The 22021-nt window shown below is 59.5% G+C and carries 18 protein-coding genes; 10 read left to right on the top strand and 8 right to left on the bottom strand.

What is annotated here, in order from left to right; all coding sequences use genetic code 11:
• The first annotated feature begins 190 nt into the window (after nucleotides 1–190).
• Complete coding sequence (locus PQR54_RS13405; protein ID WP_408246335.1) at nucleotides 191–1177, top strand: sulfonate ABC transporter substrate-binding protein; 987 nt, start codon at nucleotides 191–193, stop codon at nucleotides 1175–1177.
• A 48-nt stretch (nucleotides 1178–1225) separates the two neighbouring features.
• Here the strand turns inward: PQR54_RS13405 and arsC are convergent, their stop codons facing one another.
• Complete coding sequence (gene arsC, locus PQR54_RS13400; RefSeq protein ID WP_408247150.1) at nucleotides 1226–1585, bottom strand: arsenate reductase (glutaredoxin); 360 nt, start codon at nucleotides 1583–1585, stop codon at nucleotides 1226–1228.
• A gap of 1107 nt (nucleotides 1586–2692) precedes the next feature.
• On the opposite strand from arsC, the gene parA reads away from it, so the two are divergent.
• Both parA and PQR54_RS13390 read left to right on the top strand, forming a co-directional pair.
• Nucleotides 2693–3355, top strand: a complete 663-nt coding sequence (gene parA, locus PQR54_RS13395; protein ID WP_012428795.1) for a ParA family partition ATPase — start codon at nucleotides 2693–2695, stop codon at nucleotides 3353–3355.
• Nucleotides 3356–3380: 25 nt separating this feature from the next.
• The gene (locus tag PQR54_RS13390; protein ID WP_408246333.1) at nucleotides 3381–4439 is read left to right on the top strand and encodes a ParB/RepB/Spo0J family partition protein; all 1059 of its coding nucleotides are present in this window, start codon (nucleotides 3381–3383) and stop codon (nucleotides 4437–4439) included.
• 57 nt (nucleotides 4440–4496) lie between these two features.
• Here PQR54_RS13390 and PQR54_RS13385 read toward each other — a convergent pair whose 3' ends face one another.
• Nucleotides 4497–5846 (bottom strand): replication initiation protein, encoded by a 1350-nt coding sequence (locus PQR54_RS13385; RefSeq protein WP_408246331.1) that lies wholly within the window; start codon nucleotides 5844–5846, stop codon nucleotides 4497–4499.
• A gap of 2083 nt (nucleotides 5847–7929) precedes the next feature.
• On the opposite strand from PQR54_RS13385, the gene PQR54_RS13380 reads away from it, so the two are divergent.
• Nucleotides 7930–9135 (top strand): DNA-binding protein, encoded by a 1206-nt coding sequence (locus tag PQR54_RS13380; protein ID WP_408246329.1) that lies wholly within the window; start codon nucleotides 7930–7932, stop codon nucleotides 9133–9135.
• A gap of 71 nt (nucleotides 9136–9206) precedes the next feature.
• On the opposite strand, the gene PQR54_RS13375 is transcribed toward PQR54_RS13380, so the two are convergent.
• The 3 genes from PQR54_RS13375 to PQR54_RS13365 form a co-directional block, all read right to left on the bottom strand.
• Nucleotides 9207–10289 (bottom strand): tyrosine-type recombinase/integrase, encoded by a 1083-nt coding sequence (locus PQR54_RS13375; protein WP_408246327.1) that lies wholly within the window; start codon nucleotides 10287–10289, stop codon nucleotides 9207–9209.
• A gap of 63 nt (nucleotides 10290–10352) precedes the next feature.
• A complete protein-coding gene (locus PQR54_RS13370; protein ID WP_408246325.1) occupies nucleotides 10353–10751 on the bottom strand; it encodes a DUF2471 domain-containing protein in 399 nt (132 codons plus the stop codon).
• Between the two features lie 105 nt (nucleotides 10752–10856).
• Nucleotides 10857–11495 carry a helix-turn-helix domain-containing protein gene (locus PQR54_RS13365; RefSeq protein ID WP_408246323.1) on the bottom strand — a complete coding sequence of 213 codons (639 nt, stop codon included), beginning with the start codon at nucleotides 11493–11495 and terminating at the stop codon, nucleotides 10857–10859.
• A 149-nt stretch (nucleotides 11496–11644) separates the two neighbouring features.
• Here PQR54_RS13365 and PQR54_RS13360 point away from each other — a divergent pair, with 149 nt between their 5' ends.
• Both PQR54_RS13360 and tdh read left to right on the top strand, forming a co-directional pair.
• Nucleotides 11645–12844: a glycine C-acetyltransferase gene (locus PQR54_RS13360; protein ID WP_408246321.1), complete on the top strand. Its 1200-nt coding sequence runs from the start codon at nucleotides 11645–11647 to the stop codon at nucleotides 12842–12844.
• A 13-nt stretch (nucleotides 12845–12857) separates the two neighbouring features.
• Nucleotides 12858–13889 (top strand): L-threonine 3-dehydrogenase, encoded by a 1032-nt coding sequence (gene tdh / locus PQR54_RS13355; RefSeq protein ID WP_012428787.1) that lies wholly within the window; start codon nucleotides 12858–12860, stop codon nucleotides 13887–13889.
• A gap of 70 nt (nucleotides 13890–13959) precedes the next feature.
• On the opposite strand, the gene PQR54_RS13350 is transcribed toward tdh, so the two are convergent.
• Nucleotides 13960–14610 (bottom strand): YceI family protein, encoded by a 651-nt coding sequence (locus tag PQR54_RS13350; protein ID WP_408246319.1) that lies wholly within the window; start codon nucleotides 14608–14610, stop codon nucleotides 13960–13962.
• A gap of 108 nt (nucleotides 14611–14718) precedes the next feature.
• Here PQR54_RS13350 and PQR54_RS13345 point away from each other — a divergent pair, with 108 nt between their 5' ends.
• From PQR54_RS13345 to PQR54_RS13330, 4 genes are all read left to right on the top strand, one after another.
• Nucleotides 14719–15390 (top strand): TetR/AcrR family transcriptional regulator, encoded by a 672-nt coding sequence (locus PQR54_RS13345; RefSeq protein WP_408246317.1) that lies wholly within the window; start codon nucleotides 14719–14721, stop codon nucleotides 15388–15390.
• A 9-nt stretch (nucleotides 15391–15399) separates the two neighbouring features.
• The gene (locus PQR54_RS13340) at nucleotides 15400–15879 is read left to right on the top strand and encodes a nuclear transport factor 2 family protein (RefSeq protein WP_408246315.1); all 480 of its coding nucleotides are present in this window, start codon (nucleotides 15400–15402) and stop codon (nucleotides 15877–15879) included.
• Nucleotides 15880–16093: 214 nt separating this feature from the next.
• Complete coding sequence (locus PQR54_RS13335) at nucleotides 16094–16612, top strand: hypothetical protein (protein ID WP_408246313.1); 519 nt, start codon at nucleotides 16094–16096, stop codon at nucleotides 16610–16612.
• A gap of 586 nt (nucleotides 16613–17198) precedes the next feature.
• Entirely contained in the window at nucleotides 17199–20972 is a 3774-nt protein-coding gene (locus PQR54_RS13330) for an enterotoxin A family protein (protein ID WP_408246311.1), read from the top strand.
• A 222-nt stretch (nucleotides 20973–21194) separates the two neighbouring features.
• Here PQR54_RS13330 and PQR54_RS13325 read toward each other — a convergent pair whose 3' ends face one another.
• Both PQR54_RS13325 and PQR54_RS13320 read right to left on the bottom strand, forming a co-directional pair.
• Nucleotides 21195–21548: a superinfection immunity protein gene (locus PQR54_RS13325; RefSeq protein ID WP_408246309.1), complete on the bottom strand. Its 354-nt coding sequence runs from the start codon at nucleotides 21546–21548 to the stop codon at nucleotides 21195–21197.
• Between the two features lie 43 nt (nucleotides 21549–21591).
• Nucleotides 21592–21867, bottom strand: coding sequence for a hypothetical protein (locus PQR54_RS13320; protein WP_408246307.1), 276 nt, complete (start codon nucleotides 21865–21867; stop codon nucleotides 21592–21594).
• Nucleotides 21868–22021 lie beyond the last annotated feature (154 nt).

Raw genomic sequence — 22021 nt, 5'->3', positions numbered from 1 at the left:
GCGCGGATCACGAATTGTAGCGGCCGCTTCAGATTCGACGCAGTTAGGCGGGCAAAACGCAGACCGTCCTGCTTCGTTTTATCCGCGTGATTTGCTTATGCGAATCTATCGGTTCGTCCAGGCTTGCAGACGAATTATCGTCGGAGCCAATCGGTCCGTTTTGCGTCCGTCTTTTTTTACGAGCCCTCTCATGTCACGTCATCCGCTGCTCACGCGCCGCGCATTCATTGCCGGCGTGGGCGCAACGCTCGCCGCCGCCACGCTGCCCGTCATTTCCACGTCCGCTTTTGCCGCCGAGGCGCATGCCAAGGAATTCCGCATCGGTTACCAGAAAGCCGCCAACACGCTCGTGTTGCTCAAGGCGCACGGTACACTCGAAAAACGGCTCGCGCCGCTCGGCATCACCGTCAAATGGACCGAGTTTCCTGCCGGACCGCAGTTGCTGGAGGGAATGAATGTCGGCGCCATCGACTTCGGCTATGTCGGCGAGGCGCCGCCCGTGTTCGCGCAGGCCGCCGGCGCGAACTTCGTCTACGTCGCCTACGAGGTCCCGACGCCGCATGCCGAAGGCATCCTCGTGCATCAGGATGCGCCGATCAAAACGCTGGCCGATCTGAAGGGCAAGAAAATCGCCTTCAACAAAGGTTCGGATGTTCACTGGTTTCTGGTCGCTGCGCTACAGAAAGCCGGCGTGAAGTACAGCGAGATTCAGCCAGTCTATCTGGCGCCAGCGGATGCACGCGCCGCCTTCGAACGCGGTGCGATCGATGCATGGGCGATCTGGGATCCGTTCCTCGAAGCGGCGAAGCGGCAGTCGAACGCGCGCTTGCTTGCGGATGCCGACGGCATTGTGAGCCATCACCAGTTCTTCCTGAGTGCGCGGTCGTTCGCGGAACAGAACGCCGATGTGCTCGCCATCACGATGGATGAAGTGGGCAAAGAAGGCGCATGGGTTCGCGGGCATTACAGCGAGGCCGCCGCGCAACTCGCGCCGATTCAGGGACTCGACGCGGGCGTGATCGAAGCGGGTTTGCGGCACTACGCGCACGTGTACAAACCCGTCGATGCGAATGTGCTTGCGGAACAGCAACGTATCGCCGATACCTTCAGCGAGTTGCGCATCATTCCGACGAAGATCGTTACCAAGGATGCGGCGTTGCCGGGTAGCAAAGTCTAGTTTGCTGGCTAGATACTCTGCTTCGATTTGAGCGCTTCGTTACGCCATTCAGGCGAATAACGCGGCGACGTTTTCCGGCGGGCGGCCGATTACGGCTCGCCCGTTTCGCACGACGATCGGCCGCTGCAGAAGGATCGGATGTTTTGCCAAAGCTTCGTATAACTGAGTGTCAGTCCATGCGGTGTCGGAAAGCTGGAGTTCCTTGTATTCGGCTTCGGTGTCGCGAATCATTTCACGGACGGTGCAGCCTAGTTGCGCGTTGAGTTGCTTGAGTTGTTCGGCCGTGAGTGGATGGTTCAGATATTCGACGATTTCTGTGGCTTCGTTCGCGCTGTTGTAGGTGGTGGTGATTAGCTCGAATGTGGCGCGCGATTTTGAGCAACGGGGGTTGTGGTAGATCGTGATCATGGGTTTGGGGGTGGTGGGTGTGGTTTCGATGCGGGCGGATACGGCGGCAGTTGGGTAGGATTTTAGCGGGTGCGGAGTCGGTTGGTTGATGCGTTGCTGTAGAGCGTTATGTATTTGCTGGGTTGATCGGTACGCAGTGGATATGGGTCCGTTCGAGAGGGGAAACGCTTGTGTAATCGCGCGGCACGCGTGGTGTCCACGCCCGGCCGGCTTCTGCGGTGATGAGGTATTTTTCTGTTCGTTCATTCCCGAGTTTATTGCCCGTCTACGACATGGTATTGGGCGCGGCCGGTCATGCTCGGGCCTTATCGATCACGTGCCATGCGTGGCGAGCGTCCGAAAAGCGGGGGCGCCAAGGCGCAGATCCATGAACTGCCGGCGAGGGCGAACGGTGGTCCAATGGGTTGGCTAGGCGGTTGAGTGTTGAACCGCGCCACAGTCCTTGGTGGCTCGATTTCGCGGGTTATGCGCATAAACCGTGCGACTTGCATTTAGCGACAGCCTGCTCCTCAAGCGCCGCGGTCTCCAATCTACGCACGCCGTCTACGAGCGTACTCCGCGCTCGTGGGTGTATCTGGTGCTCCCGGCTCCCGGCTCCCGGCTCCCGACTCCCGACTCCCGGCTCACTGCTTCGACTCACTAAGCTACCGGCCGGCTCGCTCTGGCAACGTTATAACAACGGGCCCTGCTGCGACGACTTTATGCGCATAAATCTCGCGGCCCGTTTCATCGACCTATCGCGCGTCCACCGCCGACGCACGCCACGTAGCCAACGACGTCTGCGCTGTTAGATACAGCGATCCGACACGGCAAATCCCGCTCGAATTGACGCCGCACTCACCAAACCTCTTGGAGCCTTTGAGCGCTGAAGCAGTTGTCAATTCGCTGCCACTTTGAGCCACTGGAGCACGCACGCCCAAACCGGTCAGCCAACACATCGCGCTCCGCAGCCTTTCTTAGCCACGGCAGCGTCCCGCAGCAGCGTCCGCGTCCTTTATGCGCATAAACCTATCCCGAACGGCTAATCCGTCTCGTGTTTACACAAAACGATTGAAATACAAATTCATCCAGGTAAAATCCATCTGCGTCTAAAAGAGGAGGTGAAGATTGGCAGCAGAAATCATCGCGGTAACTCAGCAAAAGGGCGGGGTCGGGAAGAGCACAATCGCGATGCACCTCGGCGCTGCGTTTCATGAGAAAGGCAAACGCGTCCTCGTCGTGGACGCAGACGGTCAAAACACGCTGATCCACTGGGCCAGTGCGTCATCAGACGGCGACACGGGTATCCCTTTTCCCGTCGTCAACCTCTCCGAAGCAGGCAGCCAGATCCATCGCGAGATCAAGAAGTTCGTGTCCGACTACGACATCATCGTCGTCGACTGCCCGCCTTCTATCACCGAGAAAGTCTCCGGCGTCGTCCTTCTCGCCGCAAGCGTCGCGGTGATCCCGACATCGTCATCGCCCGCCGACTATTGGTCGAGCATCGGATTGGTGAAGCTCGTCCAGCAGGCTCAGGTGATGAATGAGGATCTTCGTGCGGTCTTCCTGCTCAATAAGACCGAAGAAAAACGGATGCTTACGCGCGAACTGAAGCGCGCGTTGGAAGAGCTCGGGTTCCCGCTGCTCAAGACACAGATCCCAACACGCGAGGCCTACAAGCAGGCCATGGCGTTAGGACAAACAGTGCTTCAAATGAATGATCGCGGCGCCAAATTGGCCGCCATCGAAGTACGGGCGTGCGCGAATGAGATCGCCGCCTTGCTCCCGTGAAATTTATGCGCATAAAGGACCCTGAATGAAACCCTCCCAATTCGCCAAAGGCTTTCAAGCACGTCCTGACTCAACCAGCAGCGAAAAGCGAACCGCGCTCGATCGACTGAACGCCATCGACGGCCTGGTCAAGAATGATCCAAAGACTAGCGAGGCGGTGAGGCGCACCATCGCGCCCGTCGCGCCGTCGCAGAGCGTTGCCGAAGTCGACGCCGCTGACGCAGCCAATGAGTCGGCGGCCTATCGCACGTGGCGGAACGAGCACGGCTACCGGCCAGGCCAGGTCATCGAGCTGGCGCTCAAGACGATCAAGCCGAGCCCGTTCAATCCGCGACATTTCTATCTGAAGTCGTCGATCGCCGAGCTCGCTGTCAATCTGGCCAAGCAGGGGCAGCAACAGGCGATTCACGTTATCCCGGATTACGACAATCCCGGCACCTACTACGTTAGCGATGGCGGCCGGCGGGTACGGGCGCTGAAAGAGGCGAACAAGGAAACGGTGAAGGCGATCGTCATTGATCTGCCGATCGGTATCCAGAGCTACAAACTCGGCTACGACCTCAACGTCCAGCGCGATTCGCAGACGGTGTTCGACAACGCGGTCGTATGGAAACGCTTTCTCGACGACCGGCATTTCCAGAGTCAGAAGGAACTTGCCGAACACCTCGGGCTAGACGAGTCCACCGTTGCGGTCGCCTTGTCGATCGCCAAATTACCTGAAGTCGTAATGCACGAGATGGTCGCGCGACCGGACCGCTTCGGCTCGAACATGGCGTATCAGGTGGGTCGTTATCACACCGCCCGCGGCGCCGACGCGACGCTACGCCTGATCAACAAGATCCTCTCGGACGACCTGAGTACGCGGCAAGTCGCGGACATCGTTAAAGGAAGAGCGACCGGCCAGGAAAGCACCAAACCTGCGGGCCGGCAACGCTACGCTCAGCGTCTGGAAATCAAACTCGATGGCGTGTCAGTCGGCGATCTCAAATCGTACGGGGATGATCGAATCGAACTGCGCTTGAAGGGGCTCACGCGCGAAAAGCGCGACGACATCCTTCGGCAGATTGAAAAGATGTTGAAGTAGGAACGACTGTAGAGCGATGGGGCGGAGCGGCGGCCGATAGCCGCGCCCCATCAGGAATTACGCCGCGCGCGATTGGCTCAGCGTGAAGGCAAGCAGATCACCGTCTGTAGGCTCACCCCAGGTCTTGCGAGCCAGCCAATCGAAGAATGCCGTTTCGACGATCTTCGAATCCAGCCCACGACGACGCCAGTCGTCGCGCATGTGAGTGCCGAGTCCCGGCAATTCATCTTCTTCAAACGACTGCCGCGCGATATTCCGCTCGGACTCACCTTGTTCGTCGTACAACTCGCGAGCTTCCTTGCGACGAAACGCGGAGTACTCGCCAAGCAGGCGCGCCTTGAGGTCGTCGGCCGGCGCGGCAACCGCGGCCTTGCCGCCGCTACCCGACGGCAGCGCTTCGACCGGCGGCGCGTAACCTTTCTTCAATGCGTCCTTGAACAGCGCCGGCGCGCTGCGCACCGGCGGCAACGACGTGCTGCGCATACGCTGCTCGGTCATCTGGAGTGCGGCCCGAATGCGATTTTCTTCGCTGTCGGCGTAGAGCGTTTGCGCTTCTTTCAGCGGGATGCCGATCTTCACCATCCGGTCGACCAGCGTACTGTCGAACACGTTCGGATGTTCGTCGAGCGCGAGCATCGGCTGCTTGCGTTCGGTCACGCGGAACTGGATCTCGGCGACCCGTCGCCCCTCGCGATGTTCGATCAGTTCGACAAAGATGTTGGTGACGGCGTTGACCTCGGCGATGGCCGGGCGCAAGTAATCACGCTTGAAGTATTTATATTCGCGCTTCGCTTCATCGCCCGCCTCTGTGTCCGGCGTGCCGGAGAGGATAGGGCGCCACCATTCCCACGTCTCGCGCATCGTCAGATGGCTCGGGTTGGTCAGATAGCGCACACAAATCTCGTACAGCGCGAGACCTGCGCTACTGCGCAACTGGCTCTGGAACTGGAGACTCAGGCGGGCGTACTGGACCGGATCGAGCAGCTTCTTCTTGATCTTCGGCGCAAATGAGAATTCCACCCAGACACGCCGAGTAGTCGGGTCTTCGAGAATTTCCGCGTCGGCAATCAGCGTGGAAATACCCCATTTGCGGCCCGGCTTCTGACTGGACGTGCCTGTGCTCCATTCAACCTGCACCGACACCATGCGCCGCAAGTGCTCCTTGACGAGCGCGGTGTCGTTGGAATCAAACGCGGAGTTCGCGACGATGTCGGACAGCAAGGCCCGATACGTGTCGCCAGATTCATCCGCTTGCTGAGCGACGGCCAGGAGCACGTTGAACAGCTTACGGGTAAGGAGCGTGATTTTGCCGCTTTTGGGCTGAATCGCGATCGCCTCGACGGCTTTGCGCAATTCGGCCGAGCTCGGGCTGACTACGTCGGTCTTCTTCGCGCGCTTCGTGGCCATGCGTCTGGTCGAGGAGGGATTTGGCGAGAGCATACCGGCTGCGGTGATACGCGTCTATAGCGTGGATCTCACCGTTGCGGGTGAAGCGAGTTTACGAGGCGCAACTCACCTCGAGCAACTCCCGAAAACCCTCACCTCAGCCGTTTCGTCCCAGGTTCGGGCCGTCCTTGCAGGTCGCGGGCCTGGCAAATTCGGAGCATTTCTGGTGCGAGCGCGAAGGCAGGCCATTCAATCCCGAATCTTCTCACCTCAAAAAAATCTGGTGAATTTTGACGGGCGTGCAGCTGCCGGCTAGGCGCTCATACGGCCGATCAGATCGATGAACAAGTTTTAAGCATTATTTGGCAGGAGGGCAATGGTGTGCAGGTGCAACGTGAGACGCCGACATGCGCACCATCGAATCGATGCCACCTTAACGAGCAACGCCCCCGTATATGTGCGACGACATGCGAAGAGCCCGCTAAGCACAGGTACAAGCGGCAGCCTGCGTTCATGGGCCCGCCCACCCGAAGGCCCCCGCGTAGTCGCAATGCAGCCTCAGGAGCGTTCTCACTGCAGACGTCGCAAGCTTTCCAACCGCGTACCCGGCCCAGATCGGCAACGCCCTAGTTCGTGCATCGATGCAATTACCACTTGTGCTACGGCGACAGATGGTGCCGACCAAGACGTCTTGAGCCGATGGGCTCGGCTCTCCTATCTCACGGCCCCCGAAAAACCTCACCTTAAGGCTAGCGGAGCGCTCGAAACGACGCGGCCTTCAGCCGTGTGGTGCTCCAAAAGCACTGAAAATCAGTCCCGAAAAACCTCACCATAGAGGCATCTGAGGGTCCCCAATCACCTCAGTTATGAGCCCCCGAAAAACCTCACCTTTACAAAAATATCGAAAAATATCCAATGATTTCAATGGTTTGCATTCTTTAAAACGCGACCATAGCCGCCAATACTCCCGAAAAGTCTCACCTTAACGCCCGTTTCAGTCAAATCCGGGCATTTCTGATCGCAGTCGCCATGGTCCTGAAAAATCTCACCGTTGGATTTTTGCGACCCTGAAGCGCGAACGGATTCGGCAGCGCCAGCAGGGCTTTTCCGGCCAGTGAAAGCCGTTTTGGTCCTGTATTTTCTCACCTTAACGATCGTCAAGCTCCTAAACGTCTCCCGAAAAACCTCACCTTTGACCCAAACCAGGTGCATTTCAAGGACGGCAGACGGCCCAAAACCTGACCTCCCGAATTTCCTCACCTTTGGCGGCGGCGATCGGCCAGGTCATCTGAGTCGACCACCGCATTCAGGCCGAAACCCAAGCCCGCTCCCGAAAACGCTCACCTTAGGCGTCAAATGCACAAAAATGAGGCGAAAACGCCACCTCTGCCCCGTAAAGCCTCACCTTCGGCTAGCGTTTTCTCCTGATTTGACTCACCAAAGGGGTTAACGAGCTCAAAATAAAGTCGAAAATGGCCTGACGAACGCATCCCGAAAGCGCTCACCTTCGCCCTAATCCGGCCTCGAACTGACTTTCGAGTGCTGCCGGGCGATCCAAGGCATTCAGGTCCTGCAAAACCTCACCTTTGGCCAAGCCGCACTTTTGGGGTGGTTCCTGAACCCGCTCACGTTCTGTCCCGGACCCGCTCACCGAGGCCCCCGAACCTCATCACTCGACAGTCCCGCAAGACCTCACCACCTCTCCCGCAAAGCTTCACCTTACCGCGCTGGAACCCTTGCCAGATAAGGCTTTGCCGTGGCGTTAACGTTTTTAACATGGGTTCAAAGGTGTTTACTTTTATTACTCTCTAGAATTTCCCCCGCGCGTCCTTCGGACAGAGACTTCAACCCAAGTCGCCAAAATGACGCGTTCGTGAAACAGTGCGCGATCGTCCGAAAGTCTTTAAAAACTCTTTCTTTACAAGACCTTATTAGCTATTCTTCGTTTTGTTTCACGGAATAAACCAGCTAGCACAAATCCGCCGCCCCACGTTCGGTAGCAAAACAGCCCTTTTCTCCATTCCGTATCTTGGACCAACAAATACGTAGCAAACAGTACGTAAATTGTTATGATTCATCCAATTCGAGCGACATCGAGGTATACATGAATCTGGATCAGGAACGGCAATCCATTCGCAACGAGCTTGAAGCGCTGCGAGCTAACGGGGCACGGCGACAAGAACTTTCGCTGCACGCTTGCAAGCGGCTGTTCTTTGATCTGGGCATTCGCCCATCCATGGCCGCGGTTCGTGATCTGACCCAAACCGGCAGCGCGAGCGACATTCCAAAGGACATCGACCACTTCTGGGAGCGCATCCGGAATGTGTCGCGTGTAAAAGTCGGCGCGGGCGCTATCCCGAAAGCACTTGAAGACAGAGCCGGCGAATTGCTGGGCGCACTTTTTGAAGAAGCCGTTTCACATGCGCGCACCACTCTCGACGACGAGCGCCAAGAAATTCGTGCGCAAATCACCGCCGCTGATCAACGCGCTCGAGAAGCGGAAATTCGCCATCAGGCCTCGGAAGACGCGATCAAACGCAGCGAGTTGCGAGCAGAGGCGGCTTGGGAGCGTGTTCGCGCACTCGAAACCGAGTTGTCGAGCGCGGCCACACACGGAAATGCTCACCAAGAAGGTTTGCAGGCAACGGTACGCCGGCTCGATCACGAAAACGAAGCGCTTCGTCAGCGACTCGACAACGAATTCGCGAACAACGCGACGCTGCGGGACCGGATCGATGCATTGCACGTCGAATTGCGCCAAAGCACCGAACACTATGCGCAACAGATCAAGGACGCAGTCGCCGAAGCCGAGCGGCGTGTCAAGCCGATGCTGGTCGAACTCGATTCATTGCGCAGTATGGCGGCCACTTATCAGTCCGGGGTGCGCGACGCGAGCCGCAAGGAATTTGAGTTTATTCAGCAAATCGCCGCGGCCAAGGCGCGCGGCGACCGGCTCGACGCCCAACTGCGCGAGCAATCTGATGAAGTGGACGCGCTTACGAAAGAAGTCGCCGTTCTGCGCGCTCAGCAAGGGATTGATCCGGCGATTGCGAGTCTGCTCTGCTCGCTAGTCGAAGCAGGTCGCTTGACAGGCGACGAACTAAAAGCGATCGGCACGGCGGCGGATGGTCACGTCGCCCTTCCGCTGCGGTGCCCAAAATGTGAGGAAGGTGAGCCGGAACTGTCGCAAGTGGATCACCGTTTCGAACTGCAATGTCCGGAGTGCGATCACTCGTCGGGCCTAGGTGAATCAAGGCTGGAGGCGGTTAGCCGGTTTCTGTCGAGCGACCCGATTGCGGCGTCGGCATGACGTTTGACGCGGTGCAATAGCGGATAAATCGGCAAAGGTGAGGAAATTCGGGACTCGAAAGGTGAGGAATTTCAGGACTCGCTGGCTCCCCTTTTCCTCGTCAAACGCCCGTCGCGTCTAGGTGCGGCCAAAGGCCGAACCGCCGGATCCGGAACGTCGGTGGCGGGAGAATCCTGCTGATCCATCCAGTTTTGCCACGCGCGATACAAACGGTTCGCCGACACCGCCTGCACAAATCCCAGCCATTGACCGACCAGTTCCGCCTCGACTCCGCTTTCGAACAGATCCGCGGCGAACGTATTCCGCAATGTTTGCGGACTGGCACGCGACGCCCGCGACTCGGCGATCTCGGCTCCGTCGATCAAGGCGTCGACCGCGCGCAGCATGGTCGCTTTATGCATGGGCCTTCCGGAAGGCGATGCGGGAAACACCAGATTGCCCGCCAGTTCCGACAACCGCCGTTCCGCAAGCCACGCGTCGAAAATGGCCGCGGCAAACGGCGCGAGCCGGGTGCGCCGTGTGAGCATCGGGTTGGCTGACTCGATCGTCACCAAGGGCGTTCCGGCATTCACGCAACTAACCGTAAGCGCAGCGGCTTCGCCCGTCTTCAATCCGCCACCTAGAAACACAGCGATCAAAGCGCGGTCACGCCGTTCCCTCCAACGTTGCGCGGCAGACAACTCCGGCAATGGCGAAAACAGATGCGCGATCAGCGCCGTTCGTTCGGCGTGGTTGAGAAACCCGGTCGGCTCGTTATCGCGTGCGTTTCGCCACGCTGCTTCGCCATCCTGAGCAATGAAGCGCGCCGGATTGGTCGAAGCGGATTCGATTTCGCGCACATGATCGAGCACCCGCTCGATCAGTCGTAAATACCGCACCCTTTGGGTCTTTTTGACGTCGAGACCCGCGACGAACTCGGCAATCGCGTGAGCATCGACCGTGACGAGACTTTTCTGGCGCACGCTCAGCCATTCCAGAAAAAGCCCCCATTGAGCCTGATAGACCTCAGCGGAGGAACGGCGGAAATTCTGTTTGGCAAGCCAGGCGTCGAAAGCGATTTGCGGGTCGCGACGCCAGTCTTCACGTTGCTGATCGAAGAGATCCGTGGACGGCGCGGGACGTGGAACCGGGTCGGTTAGGTGAGGAGGTGACATACGTTATCTTTCTGTTAGTTGCACGTATTGTAGGTGGCAACCGATGGAAATGCAGCTTTTCAGTCAGTCGCCCCAGGCGCGTGCACGCTTGAGAGGCGCGTTCTCCGACGACGGTCGCGCCGCGCGACGTGCCGCCTCTTCATAGGCACTGACCGCGAACGCGAACACCGCCGGCAGTGCCGTGGACGTGCCGAAATCCACCGCCTCGTCCGTTTCCGGATACGGCAGATCTGACGGCCGTTGAAAAAGGCCCAGCATCACTGCGTCGTGCCGACTGGCAAAGCCGAGGTCAGCCAGCGCTTCGGCTTCGATGGCATGCAGCAAACGCCAGGTGAGCGGTACCTGCTGAACGATGTAGCGCGCAGCAATATTGCGCACGATGCGTTCGAGATCGCGCGCCGCGGTTTGATAGCGCAGCGCGGCCAGAGCGTGGTCGGTCGAGTCGGTTGTCAGGTTGTTCATGATCGGCTCCAGTCGATACCCTGTACTGTACAAATATACAGTGTCGGATGCAACCTCGGCCGAAGTGTCGATTCCGCCAACTGCTAGCCACGGTGCGCCGAACAATCAGCCGTGAATCACCACTAGCAGCGCCTTCGCCTCGCCCTTTCCGGCGTTGCGGATCGCGTGCGGTTCGTCGGCGACATAGCGCGCGGTATCCGCTGCCTTCAGCCGTTTCGTCGTGCCGGCCGCCTCGATTTCGATCGACCCTTGCAGCACGGTCAGATGCTCGCGCGTTCCGGGTTCGTGCGCATTGGACACCAGCGCCCCGCCCGGCTGCAGCGTCAACTCGTACCATTCGAACTTGCCGGCCAACTCGATCGGCCCCCACACGCGCAACTGATACCTGGCGTCGTGTCCACTCAACGTGGGAATCTCGTGCGGACCAGAGACGGCGATCGCTTCCGGCGTCTTTTGCGGCGCGAACAGCGAGTCGAGGCTGACGCCGAGCGCGTTGGTCAGACGCCAGGCGACCGCGATGGTCGGATTGGCCTTGTCGCGCTCGATCTCCGAGAGCATCGATTTCGACACGCCGGCCGCGCGCGACAGATCGTCGAGCGTCATGCGCCGTTCGGCGCGCAAACGCTGAATCTGTTCGCCGACGCGCGGCGGCGCCGCGACTGCCGGCACCGACGTTGCGCCTGAAGTGGGCGCCGCGTTGGCTGCGGCGCGGCGGATACCCGAACTTGCCATTTCCTGACCCATCGTTTAGAGTTGTTCGACATACCGGATTTTAGTTCGGAAAAACGAAAATATCCGATAAAACTGACAGCCGACTATAACAGGCCGCCTCGTGGTCGCACATGCGGAACACGCTGACACAGGCGCTATCACCCATCTCAGGAGTCTGGTTCATGCGTGACCTTTATCTCGCCCATCTGCGCGGCACACTCGAGCAGATTCGCGCTGACGGCTTTTACAAGAGCGAGCGCGTGATCGCCAGCCCACAATCGGCTGACATTCGTCTGGCTAACGGCACGGACGTGCTGAACTTCTGCGCGAACAATTACCTCGGTCTCGCCGACGACGCGCGGCTGATCGACGCCGCCAAGCAAGGGCTCGACAACGACGGCTTCGGCATGGCGTCGGTGCGTTTCATCTGCGGCACGCAAACCGTGCATAAAGATCTAGAGCACGCGCTCGCCGCGTTCCTGCAAACCGATGATTGCATCCTCTACTCCAGCTGCTTCGATGCAAACGGCGGCCTGTTCGAAACTTTGCTCGACGAAAACGACGCGATCATCAGTGACGAACTGAACCACGCGAGCATCATCGACGGCGTGCGGCTTTCGAAGGCGAAGCGCTTTCGCTACAAGAACAACGACCTCGCCGACCTCGAAGCGAAACTCGTAGAAGCGAAGGCCGCCGGCGCGCGCTTCTCGCTGATCGCGACCGACGGCGTGTTTTCCATGGACGGCATCATCGCCAATCTCGCCGGCATCTGCGATCTGGCCGACCGTTACGGCGCGCTCGTGATGGTCGACGACTCGCACGCGGTGGGTTTTGTCGGCGAACATGGGCGCGGCACGCCGGAACATTGTGGTGTGCTGTCGCGTGTCGACATCATTACCGGCACGCTGGGTAAAGCATTGGGCGGCGCATCGGGCGGCTACGTGGCCGCGCGCAAGGAAATCGTGGAGTTGCTGCGGCAGCGCTCGCGTCCCTATCTGTTCTCGAACACGCTGACGCCGAGCATTGCTGCCGCTTCGCTGAAAGTGCTCGAACTGCTGGCAAGCGATGAAGGCGCGCAACTGCGCGCACGTGTGCGCGAAAACGGCGCGCACTTCCGCCGCAAGATGAGCGCGCTCGGCTTCACGCTCGTGCCCGGCGAACATCCGATCATTCCGGTCATGCTTGGCGACGCGCAACTCGCCTCGAAAATGGCCGACGCCCTGTTGAAAGAAGGCGTGTACGTGATCGGCTTCTCGTTCCCGGTGGTGCCGAAAGGCCGCGCACGCATTCGCACGCAGATGAGCGCCGCGCATACGCCCGAACAGATCGACCGCGCGGTGGATGCATTCGCGCGCGTCGGCCGCGAACTCGGCGTCATTTAATACGGAGGCGCACATGAAAGCATTGGCAAAACTCGAACGCGCTCCCGGCCTCACGCTCACGGACGTCAAGAAACCCGAAGTCGGCCACAACGACGTGATGATCCGCATCACGCGCACCGCGATTTGCGGCACCGATATTCACATCTGGAAGTGGGACGACTGGGCGCAAAAAACGATTCCCGTGCCGATGCACGTCGGTCACGAATACGTGGGCGAAATCGTCGAAATGGGCCAGGAAGTGCGCGGCTTTGCGATCGGCGATCGCGTGTCGGGTGAAGGACATATCACCTGCGGTTTCTGTCGCAACTGTCGCGCGGGCCGCCGGCATTTGTGCCGCAATACCGTGGGCGTCGGCGTGAATCGCGAAGGCGCGTTTGCCGAGTATCTGGTGATTCCGGCGTTCAACGCCTTCAAGATTCCCCCCGAGATTTCCGACGACCTCGCCGCAATTTTCGATCCGTTCGGCAACGCCACGCACACTGCGCTGTCGTTCAATCTGGTCGGCGAGGACGTGTTGATTACCGGCGCCGGACCCATCGGCATCATGGCGGTGGCGATCGCGAAACATGTGGGCGCGCGCAATGTCGTGATCACCGACGTCAACGACTATCGCCTCGAACTCGCGCGCAAAATGGGCGCGACGCGCGCGGTCAACGTCTCGCGCGAATCGTTGCGCGACGTGATGGCGGATCTGCACATGACCGAAGGTTTCGACGTCGGGCTGGAAATGTCCGGCGTGCCGAGCGCCTTCACCAGCATGCTCGAAGCGATGAACCACGGCGGCAAGATTGCACTGCTCGGCATTCCGCCCGCGCAGACGGCGATCGACTGGACCCAGGTGATCTTCAAAGGCCTCGAAATCAAGGGCATTTATGGGCGCGAGATGTTCGAGACCTGGTACAAGATGGTCGCGATGCTGCAAAGCGGCCTGGATCTCTCGCCGATCCTCACGCACCATTTCAAGGTCGACGATTATCAGGAAGCGTTCGCCACGATGCTCTCCGGCGAGAGCGGCAAGGTGATTCTCGACTGGACGGCCGCGTGAGTTAACACGCGGTGAACATGCTTGACGCGCGCAAAGCGCAAACGCCCAGTTCCAAACGCCCGCACCGCGCTCACCCGCCTGCGGGCGTTTTAACGAACTCGGCCTGAATGCGCACATGAATATCATCGCCGACGGCCGGATACCACGTCGCCAAACCGAACTTCGCGCGACTGAAATGGCCCTCAGCGGAAAAGCCGAGCGTGTCTTTTTTCGTGAGCGGATCGGGGGCAAATCCGTTGAAGGTGACGTCGAGCGTGACCGGTTGCGTGACGCCGCGAATGGTCAGATCGCCAGTCAACGTGCCGCGCGATTCACCGGTGCGCTCAAAACGCGTGCTGACGAAGCGGATCTCCGGATAGCGCTCCACGTCGAGCATGTTGCCGCTCTTCACCATCTTGTCCAGCAACGGCACATTCGTATCGATGCTCGCGGCGTCGATCGTCACCGATGCCGTGCTCTTGTCCAGCCCGCCTTCGTTCCAGTCGAGCTCTCCCTTCTTGCGATCGAAGCGCGCCGTGAAGCGCGAATACTTGAAGTGATCGATGTCGAAGGTAATGCTGCAGTGATCCGGATCGATTTCGTAACGGCCAGGTGGCACGCGCGTCTCGTTCTGGCTGACCGTGTGCGTAAGCACTTGCACAGGCGTGCAGGCCGTCGCTGTCAGTAGCGTTGCGCTGAGCAAGGCGCGCGCGATCGTGGCGCGGAGAGTCAGTGTGCTCATGAAGTTCGTTCCCGTTGACCGATCGTGCACAAGATAGCAGTTCGCACCTTCCGGCTGCAAAAACGCAAAAGACTTGACGAGGGAGAATGATCGTTCTACCCTTCGTCCATGGCTACCGAAACTCACACTGAATCAGTCACACCCGGCAGCGCGCGCGAGCGGCTGCTGGACGCGGCTGAGGCGCTGATCTACGCCGGCGGCATTCACGCAACGGGCGTGGACGCGATCGTCAAGCAGTCCGGCACGGCGCGCAAAAGCTTTTACACGCATTTCGAATCGAAAGATGCGCTCGTGGCGGCCGCGCTCGACCGGCGCGACGAGCGCTGGATGAACTGGTTCATCGCCGGCACCCAACGGCATGGCAAAACGGCGCGCAAACGCCTGCTCGGCATGTTCGAAGTGCTGCGCGAATGGTTTGCATCGGAGGATTTTCACGGCTGCGCGTTTCTGAATGCGTCCGGTGAGATTGCCTCCGCGGACGACCCGATCCGGATCGTCGCGCGCCATCACAAGGAACGCCTGCTGGCGTTCGTGCGAACCGAATGCGATGCATTCGCGGCGGAGTCGGAGCTCGACACCCGTCGCTCGGCGCGCCTGTCGCGTCAATGGCTGATCCTGCTCGACGGCGCCATTGCCGTGGCGCTGGTGAGCGGCGAGCCCGATGCCGCTCTAGACGCCCAAGCTGCAGCCCAAGTCCTGCTCGACGCGGAATGTGCGGGCGAGCCAGGCATACCGCCAAGCAAACGACCGCCGTCTCGGCGAACCGCAACCCCTGACTGAGGAACTATCATGGCCGACACAATCGAAACCCGCCCGCCGCTGCCTCCCTTCACACGCGAAACCGCGATCCAGAAAGTGCGTGCCGCCGAAGACGGCTGGAATACCCGCGACCCCGAGCGGGTGTCGCTCGCGTACACCGTGGATAGCGTCTGGCGCAATCGCGCCGAATTCACGAAGGGTCGCGCGGAGATTGTCGGCTTGTTGCGCCGTAAATGGGCGAGAGAACTCGACTACCGTTTGATCAAGGAACTGTGGGCGTTCACCGATAACCGCATCGCCGTGCGTTTTGCCTATGAATGGCACGACGATTCGAACAACTGGTTCCGCTCGTACGGCAACGAGAATTGGGAATTCGACGAGCACGGGCTGATGGCGCGCCGTCACGCGAGCATCAACGATATGCCGATTCGCGAAGCCGACCGTCTTTATCACTGGCCGCTCGGCCGCCGGCCCGACGACCATCCGAGCCTGTCAGATCTCGGTCTTTGACCCTTCCGCGGGCGAACGCGTGATGCGCGTTCACCGCTCTGCCATCGGTTCTCCGTTACTGTTGTGTCTGCGCTACCGGGCACGTCGTGTGCCCGCGCGCCCGAGCGTGTCCTCAACATCGCGTGTGCGGCTTGAGGTACAGTGCGCGACGGACGGCAAGCAAGCCAAATCAGAACGTAGATGACGCCGGCGCTCGACCGGTGGCGGAGAGGACATGCATTTTCGGCAGATCAACAAGAACATCCGACGGACCGCAGTGGCGCTTGTTGCCAGCTTCGCCGCTGCGTCCGCCGCGCATGCCGGCAACTGGTGCGAGGGCGGCGTATGGGTCGACGCCATGCTGGGTTCGTATCACATCAACCCCGACCCGAACACGCATTTCGAGCAGTTCAATCCGGGCCTCGGCGTCGAATGCTGGCTCAATAACCAATGGGCGTTGACTGCCGGCGGCTTTCGCAACTCGTTGCGCCGGCCTTCCTATTACGGTGGTGGGGTATGGGCGCCGGAATTCGCGCACTGGGGCATTGTGCGGATCGCGGCCATCGGCGGGATTATCTCGGGATATAACTACGGCAACTGGGGCTTGGGCCGCGACCACACGATCGGGCCGGTGGTCGCGCCGATCGTCATGCTCGAGTACAAACGTGTGGGCGCGAACTTCATCGTGATTCCGCCAATTCCATCGGATGATCTTCCGTTCACCATTGGCTTTCAGTTGAAGGTGAAGTTCTAACCGAATTGCCACTTCACAAGTAAGTTGCGACTTTCCAGAGAGACCCTATTCGTGACATATAAGTGGCGACTCTCTCTTTCGCAATCCGCAACGTCGGCAGGCAAGGCACGTCAGCGCAGGATATCGAGAATCCCGTAAAAGCGAGGCGTTTAAGGCGTTTAGACAGCACCGCGACTCGCGGCACACAGCCCGCAAGGTGAGACGTTCCTGGAGGTGACAGATCACCAGGATTCGAGCGTACCTGCACCTTGTCTGAGCCGACGGTGAGCATTTCCAGGAGTCCTCGCCGTGATTGCCGACGGTGACATATCCCTCTCCTTTGCCCTGCAGCTCATACCACTGAAGTGGAGAGGAGCGGCGTGATACCGCGCCCCTCAATCTTCTTGCGTCCTCTTCCATATACGAACAAGCGCAAGTGCGCCGAAGCGCCCCGCGTGCGCGCAAGAAATCTGGCGACGGCCGAATGCCGTTTGGCTGAGATATCGCGCCTGGTGACCGGTGGAAACGGCCCGACAAGCGATGCTTCCTACCCCGTGATGACCACTCCGACATGCCATACCCCGATACCACCAGGGGGCCAACTGTCATGCCTACGATCTTCAGCAAGGATCTCCTGATCCCCGAAATACCCCTTGGCTTTTCATTTCCAGGAGCATCGAACATGCGCGTCTCCGGAGTCAACCAAAGCTACCTCACCAGCGGCAGCAACGACCAATCAATCGATGAGCAGAACGCCGACAGCGCCGCGTCCAGTTCAGCCGCCGCCCAGGACAGCGGCAGGCAACGGCGTGTACACGCCGTTAGCCCAAATGGCGCACGCGGCAACGGGTCAATGCGCGGCCGGAAGAACGCAGACAACCGCTTGCAGCGAACCGCCAACGATACAGGCGACACCCACGAGGCGCTGCCGAACAGGCGGACTGGAATCGCTCTTCCGGCAGACGTCATGACGAATAGCAACGCAAATCAACACGCCGGCCAGTCCGCCTATGCCGCTTGCGACGTAAGCACGTTGCCCAGCGAAGCCGCTCCGGCAACAGGGAAAGTCAGCGCCGGAAATGAGGACCATCTCGGCTCGATCATGCCAACCGCCGTCCAGCACGCTGACGAGTCCGGCAATCAAGGGCGGCGGGTCAAACGCGGTCCGGCTTCCAGCAAATGCATCAGGGATCGTGGCGGCGACGCGTTGGCGCAGAACGCCATTGCATCCGAACGATTCGATCAAGGCGATTATCCGGAAAGCCGCGGACAGGCGAGCGGCGGCCTATGCGGAGGAATGGTTAGAGAGGCCATGCGCCGGATCGATCGCGCCTGGAGCGATCAGCCAACGACAACTGGATCTTCGAATCCGTCCTCGTCGCCGCTAAGCTCTGCCGTACACGACATGCGCGTAGACACCGGTACTTCGGTCCCGCGCAAAGAGATGTTCGGTCGCATCGCGAGATTCCAGACCGACAGCACTACGCTTGGCTATAGCCACTACGCGCCGCGGCCGTCGGTCACATTCAAGGTCCGCAACGAACCGCGCGATGTGCGGATCAGCCGCTTTCTCGTCCAACTGCACAGTTTGCTGCGCAATCCCAACGACATCGCGCATGTCCAGCTGAGCCTGGAGTCGTCGACTGATAAAAAGGACTATGGGCACGCAATTCTCATTCAGATGGGACGGAACAATCATTACACGATCTTCGATCCTAATAATGGCGCATTCGAATATGCGAACTGGGGCAACACAGAACAAGCGTTAAACCGGTATCTGGATTCCGCCTTCAGGATCCGCAGCCCTTTCAACGAGCTGCCCGCTTCCGGAACGGGGAGCGAATATCAACTCATGCCGCTCAGACTGCAAGTGTACTCACCGACGCCGCACGCAAACCACACGCCAGCGCAAGTTCTCGAGGCGCGACAGGGGACCGCCGGTTATGGACCGCCCGAGCCCGACTGTGAAGATCTGAACTACCGAGGGCATGCAGCGTCCTCAGACGGACTATCGCTTGATAGACTCTTTCCGGGCGGCGCGGAGCGGTCCGGTCTCCGTAGCCCGGCCGAGAGCTTGGGATCCTTTGTGCTACGGCAAGTCGCAGACGGGGCAGTGGCAACGCTCAGCGGCGCCACGAACAGCTTACGCAGATTGCCGGGCGATGCGAGGGCACGCGCGGATTTCGTCGAGCGTTCGAATCACTTTCATCAGTATTCTCAGGGGGCCTCGACCACCGATCTCACGGATCACGTCCGGCACAGCGGCTCGCACAATATTAAAACAGAAGACGATCTCGTCAGCGATCTGAGAACAAACTTTGGAGAACCTTACGTGAGCGACAGCGCACGTGCCCCATTGCGCAACGACTTCGTGGTCATCGATCTGTCGCTGAACTCGCAGGCCGCCGGAACGTCCAGACGAGAGCCCAGCCGCCCGATCGTCGTGCAGCGGCTCCATGTCGATGCTGACGTTGCGCGCGATCACTACGAGCTTTACGATCCCAATTTCGGGACCTATACGTACAATAATTTTCAGGATCTGTCTGCCGCTCTGCGTCGCATCTACGCTACTGGATATAGCGCCGACGGCGGAATCGACCACGCCACGACCACGTGGTTCGCCCACGAAGCCGAAATTGTGAGGCCAGGCGACAGGCACCTCGCACGAGACGTCAGTCTGGCCCAACTTGAACCAATGGGCGCCCCGGCGTCGGCTGCTCCGCTCGTACCACCACGTGCGGACCTGCCAGCCGCACCGGCCGACAACCGTCCTTCGCTTCAGAATTTTGCGCAGCACGTCGAGTTAAAGCGTTCGAGCGATTCGCAATCGACCGCCGATCCATGGGTGCTCTTTCGTCCATCGACGGACACGCCGGCCGAAGTCGCAAAAAGAGGCGGTTTCAGTGCCGGAAACACACCGCTGCGGGACGTCGACCTGCAAATGCACAATTTCGACATCGCGTCCCATGAAGGGGAGACGGACAGCGCCGGCTACCTCGGAACATTCGAAACACCATCGGCCGCCATCCGCCGCCAGCAGAGTCAGTCCGCTGATGGCTACATATACGCTATCGCGCCGTCCCCCAATATGGTGAGTGTGAACGCCAGTCTCGGCGGGCACACCCTCAAGCCAGAAAACCGCGAATTCGCTGCAATGGGATACATCGACAATACGCAGATAATGGGCTGGTGGCGGACGGGAGACCTGCAAAAAAAACGAGGACTATCGAACTTTACATACAAGCCAGCGTTCCGCTGGGACGTGTACCGGCGGACGCGAACCGCCGGAGCGCAGCCTCAGTTGGCCCGCTTCCCGAAGGGCAGCCCTGCCTGGCAGGAGCCGGCTTACAAGCCGTTCTCGTCGCCGGTCACGCGCAACGGACAGCAAGTCGGCGTCGCCCCAAAGCAAAACCCCAATCTGACACAGGCCACGTTTTATCTCAACGCCAGGCAGAAAGTCCATTGGCTGGCGGCCCGGCAGTCAGCTGGTAAAGACTATCCCGGGGCGATGACCCTGCGTGCTTATGGCGGACAATGGCCATACATACTTTATGCCGACGGGCAGAACAACGTCTACGTCTATTCCGAGTCCTACGCCTCCAGCACATCGGGAAGCACGAGGCAATTCACAATGGGCGAGGACGGTCGTTTCCACTTTGCGAGCGACTACAACAAGGTCCTACGTGTCGGTCGCGACAATTACCTTTATGTGGGCACGATCCCCACGGATTCACACAACCTGAACGGTGTTTTTCGGTCCACCGGCAATAACCCGTTCCATCTAGTTCATGCCGAGGACGGGAAATACTTGACTGTCGGCAGGACTGTGTCGACACCCTTTGTCACTGACCACGACACCGGATATAGGTCAAGCTGGCAGCTGACGGATCCACGCGGCAACAAAGTCACACCGCCCGCCTCAAACAAAAACTCTCATTTGCAAAGCACGGCCGGCACGCGCGAACAGCTGTACGAGTTCGATCGGGATCCGGATTCCATTTTGCCGCCGGGTACGACGCAGTTTCTCACGCAACTGCTGATTGAAACTTTCCAAGGCAAGTTTCTGGACTTTATCGACTACGTAAACCAAAACCGTAGCGCCAATCAGGTAATTCAGGAGCTGCTTTCGAAAAATGCAGCCTGGATCTTCCCGGACGGCTTTTACGCGGTCGCTACCAGTCCCAGCCGGCTCGAAGTGCGAACACTCGGCGGTAAGCCCGTCTGGCAGGCGACGGTCAATCTGGACAATGGTAAGGAATCTTATCAAACCCTCATTCCGGGGATATCGAGCAACTACCGAATTAATGACGACGTCTGGAGCGAACTCCAGTTCCGCGAGAAACAACGGCTGGACCTGGAAACCAAGCTGCTGGGGCTGTAACCGGGCCTTGGCGACATCAGCGGCAATGCACGGCGGGCAACTTCAATCTTCCTTGTGACGACTGAGGCGCCATCAACTTTCCGGAAACTGCAACGCCAACCCCCGCTATAGCCGTTGTGCGGGGGCTGCCGACCACACTAAAAGACTAATAGCTCAATGACGAGCGGTGGCATGGCCAAACTTACGCGCTCGGCGGACGACGAAGCCGTTCGCGCATGAAGACTAACTCCGGCGGCTACTTCTCGCCGCAATACGCGCAACGATCGGCACCACACGCGGATTCAACGCCGGGATCGAACTACCGCGACACTCAGCCCGAGCGACGATTGAATCGATAGTGACTCGCGCAACTGCGCGTTGCGCCCGCTTCGTGAAATGCTTCAGACGACGATCGGTCACAGGATGCCGCGCCCAGATCAGCGCCGCGAACCAACCGATCACCGTCCATCCGAGCAGGATGTTCACCATGGTCACCGCAAAGGCGTCTTTCCGTTCTCTGGCGTCCGCAATCATTGCGGGCGCCAGATACAGCATCAGCGCACCCAGAACCGCTGCACCTTCGATAATCTTCAACATGTCGACACCTCGCTACCGCCTTGCTGCGCACACGACCTTCAGATTAGTGACCTGCGTACACGCGACCAAAAGACTGGTCCGGTTGACGGCTGCCGGATTCCGAAGACGACGTCACGACGCCACCGTACGAACTATTGACTGAACCGACTGCGTCGTTGCGTTCTGCTGCGACGGTTTGCGCGCTTTGGCCGCGCTGCGAAGCGGGAGCACCGACAGACGGACGATACGAAGGCGCCGGACCGTAGCCGCTGGCAAATGCGGGAGCTGCGAAAGCGGTAGTGGCTGCGACGAGCAAGGCTGCAAGAAGTTTGGTTTTCATGATGAACCTCCAATGCGATTTTTTTAGGAGCACCGCGAGTCGGGTGAGACGCGCGCTGCTGACAAGATGCAGTTTAGATGGCGCCTATCTTTTTTCTATGCCGATAGCGTGAAATCACAGTTGCTACAAACCGAACAATGGACGGGAGCGCGGC

Source organism: Paraburkholderia phytofirmans (assembly GCF_046028095.1).
GTDB classification, from domain to species: Bacteria; Pseudomonadota; Gammaproteobacteria; order Burkholderiales; family Burkholderiaceae; genus Paraburkholderia; species Paraburkholderia phytofirmans_A.
Note: the sequence above shows the minus strand (reverse complement) of the source record. Positions and strands in the feature narration are given on the sequence as shown.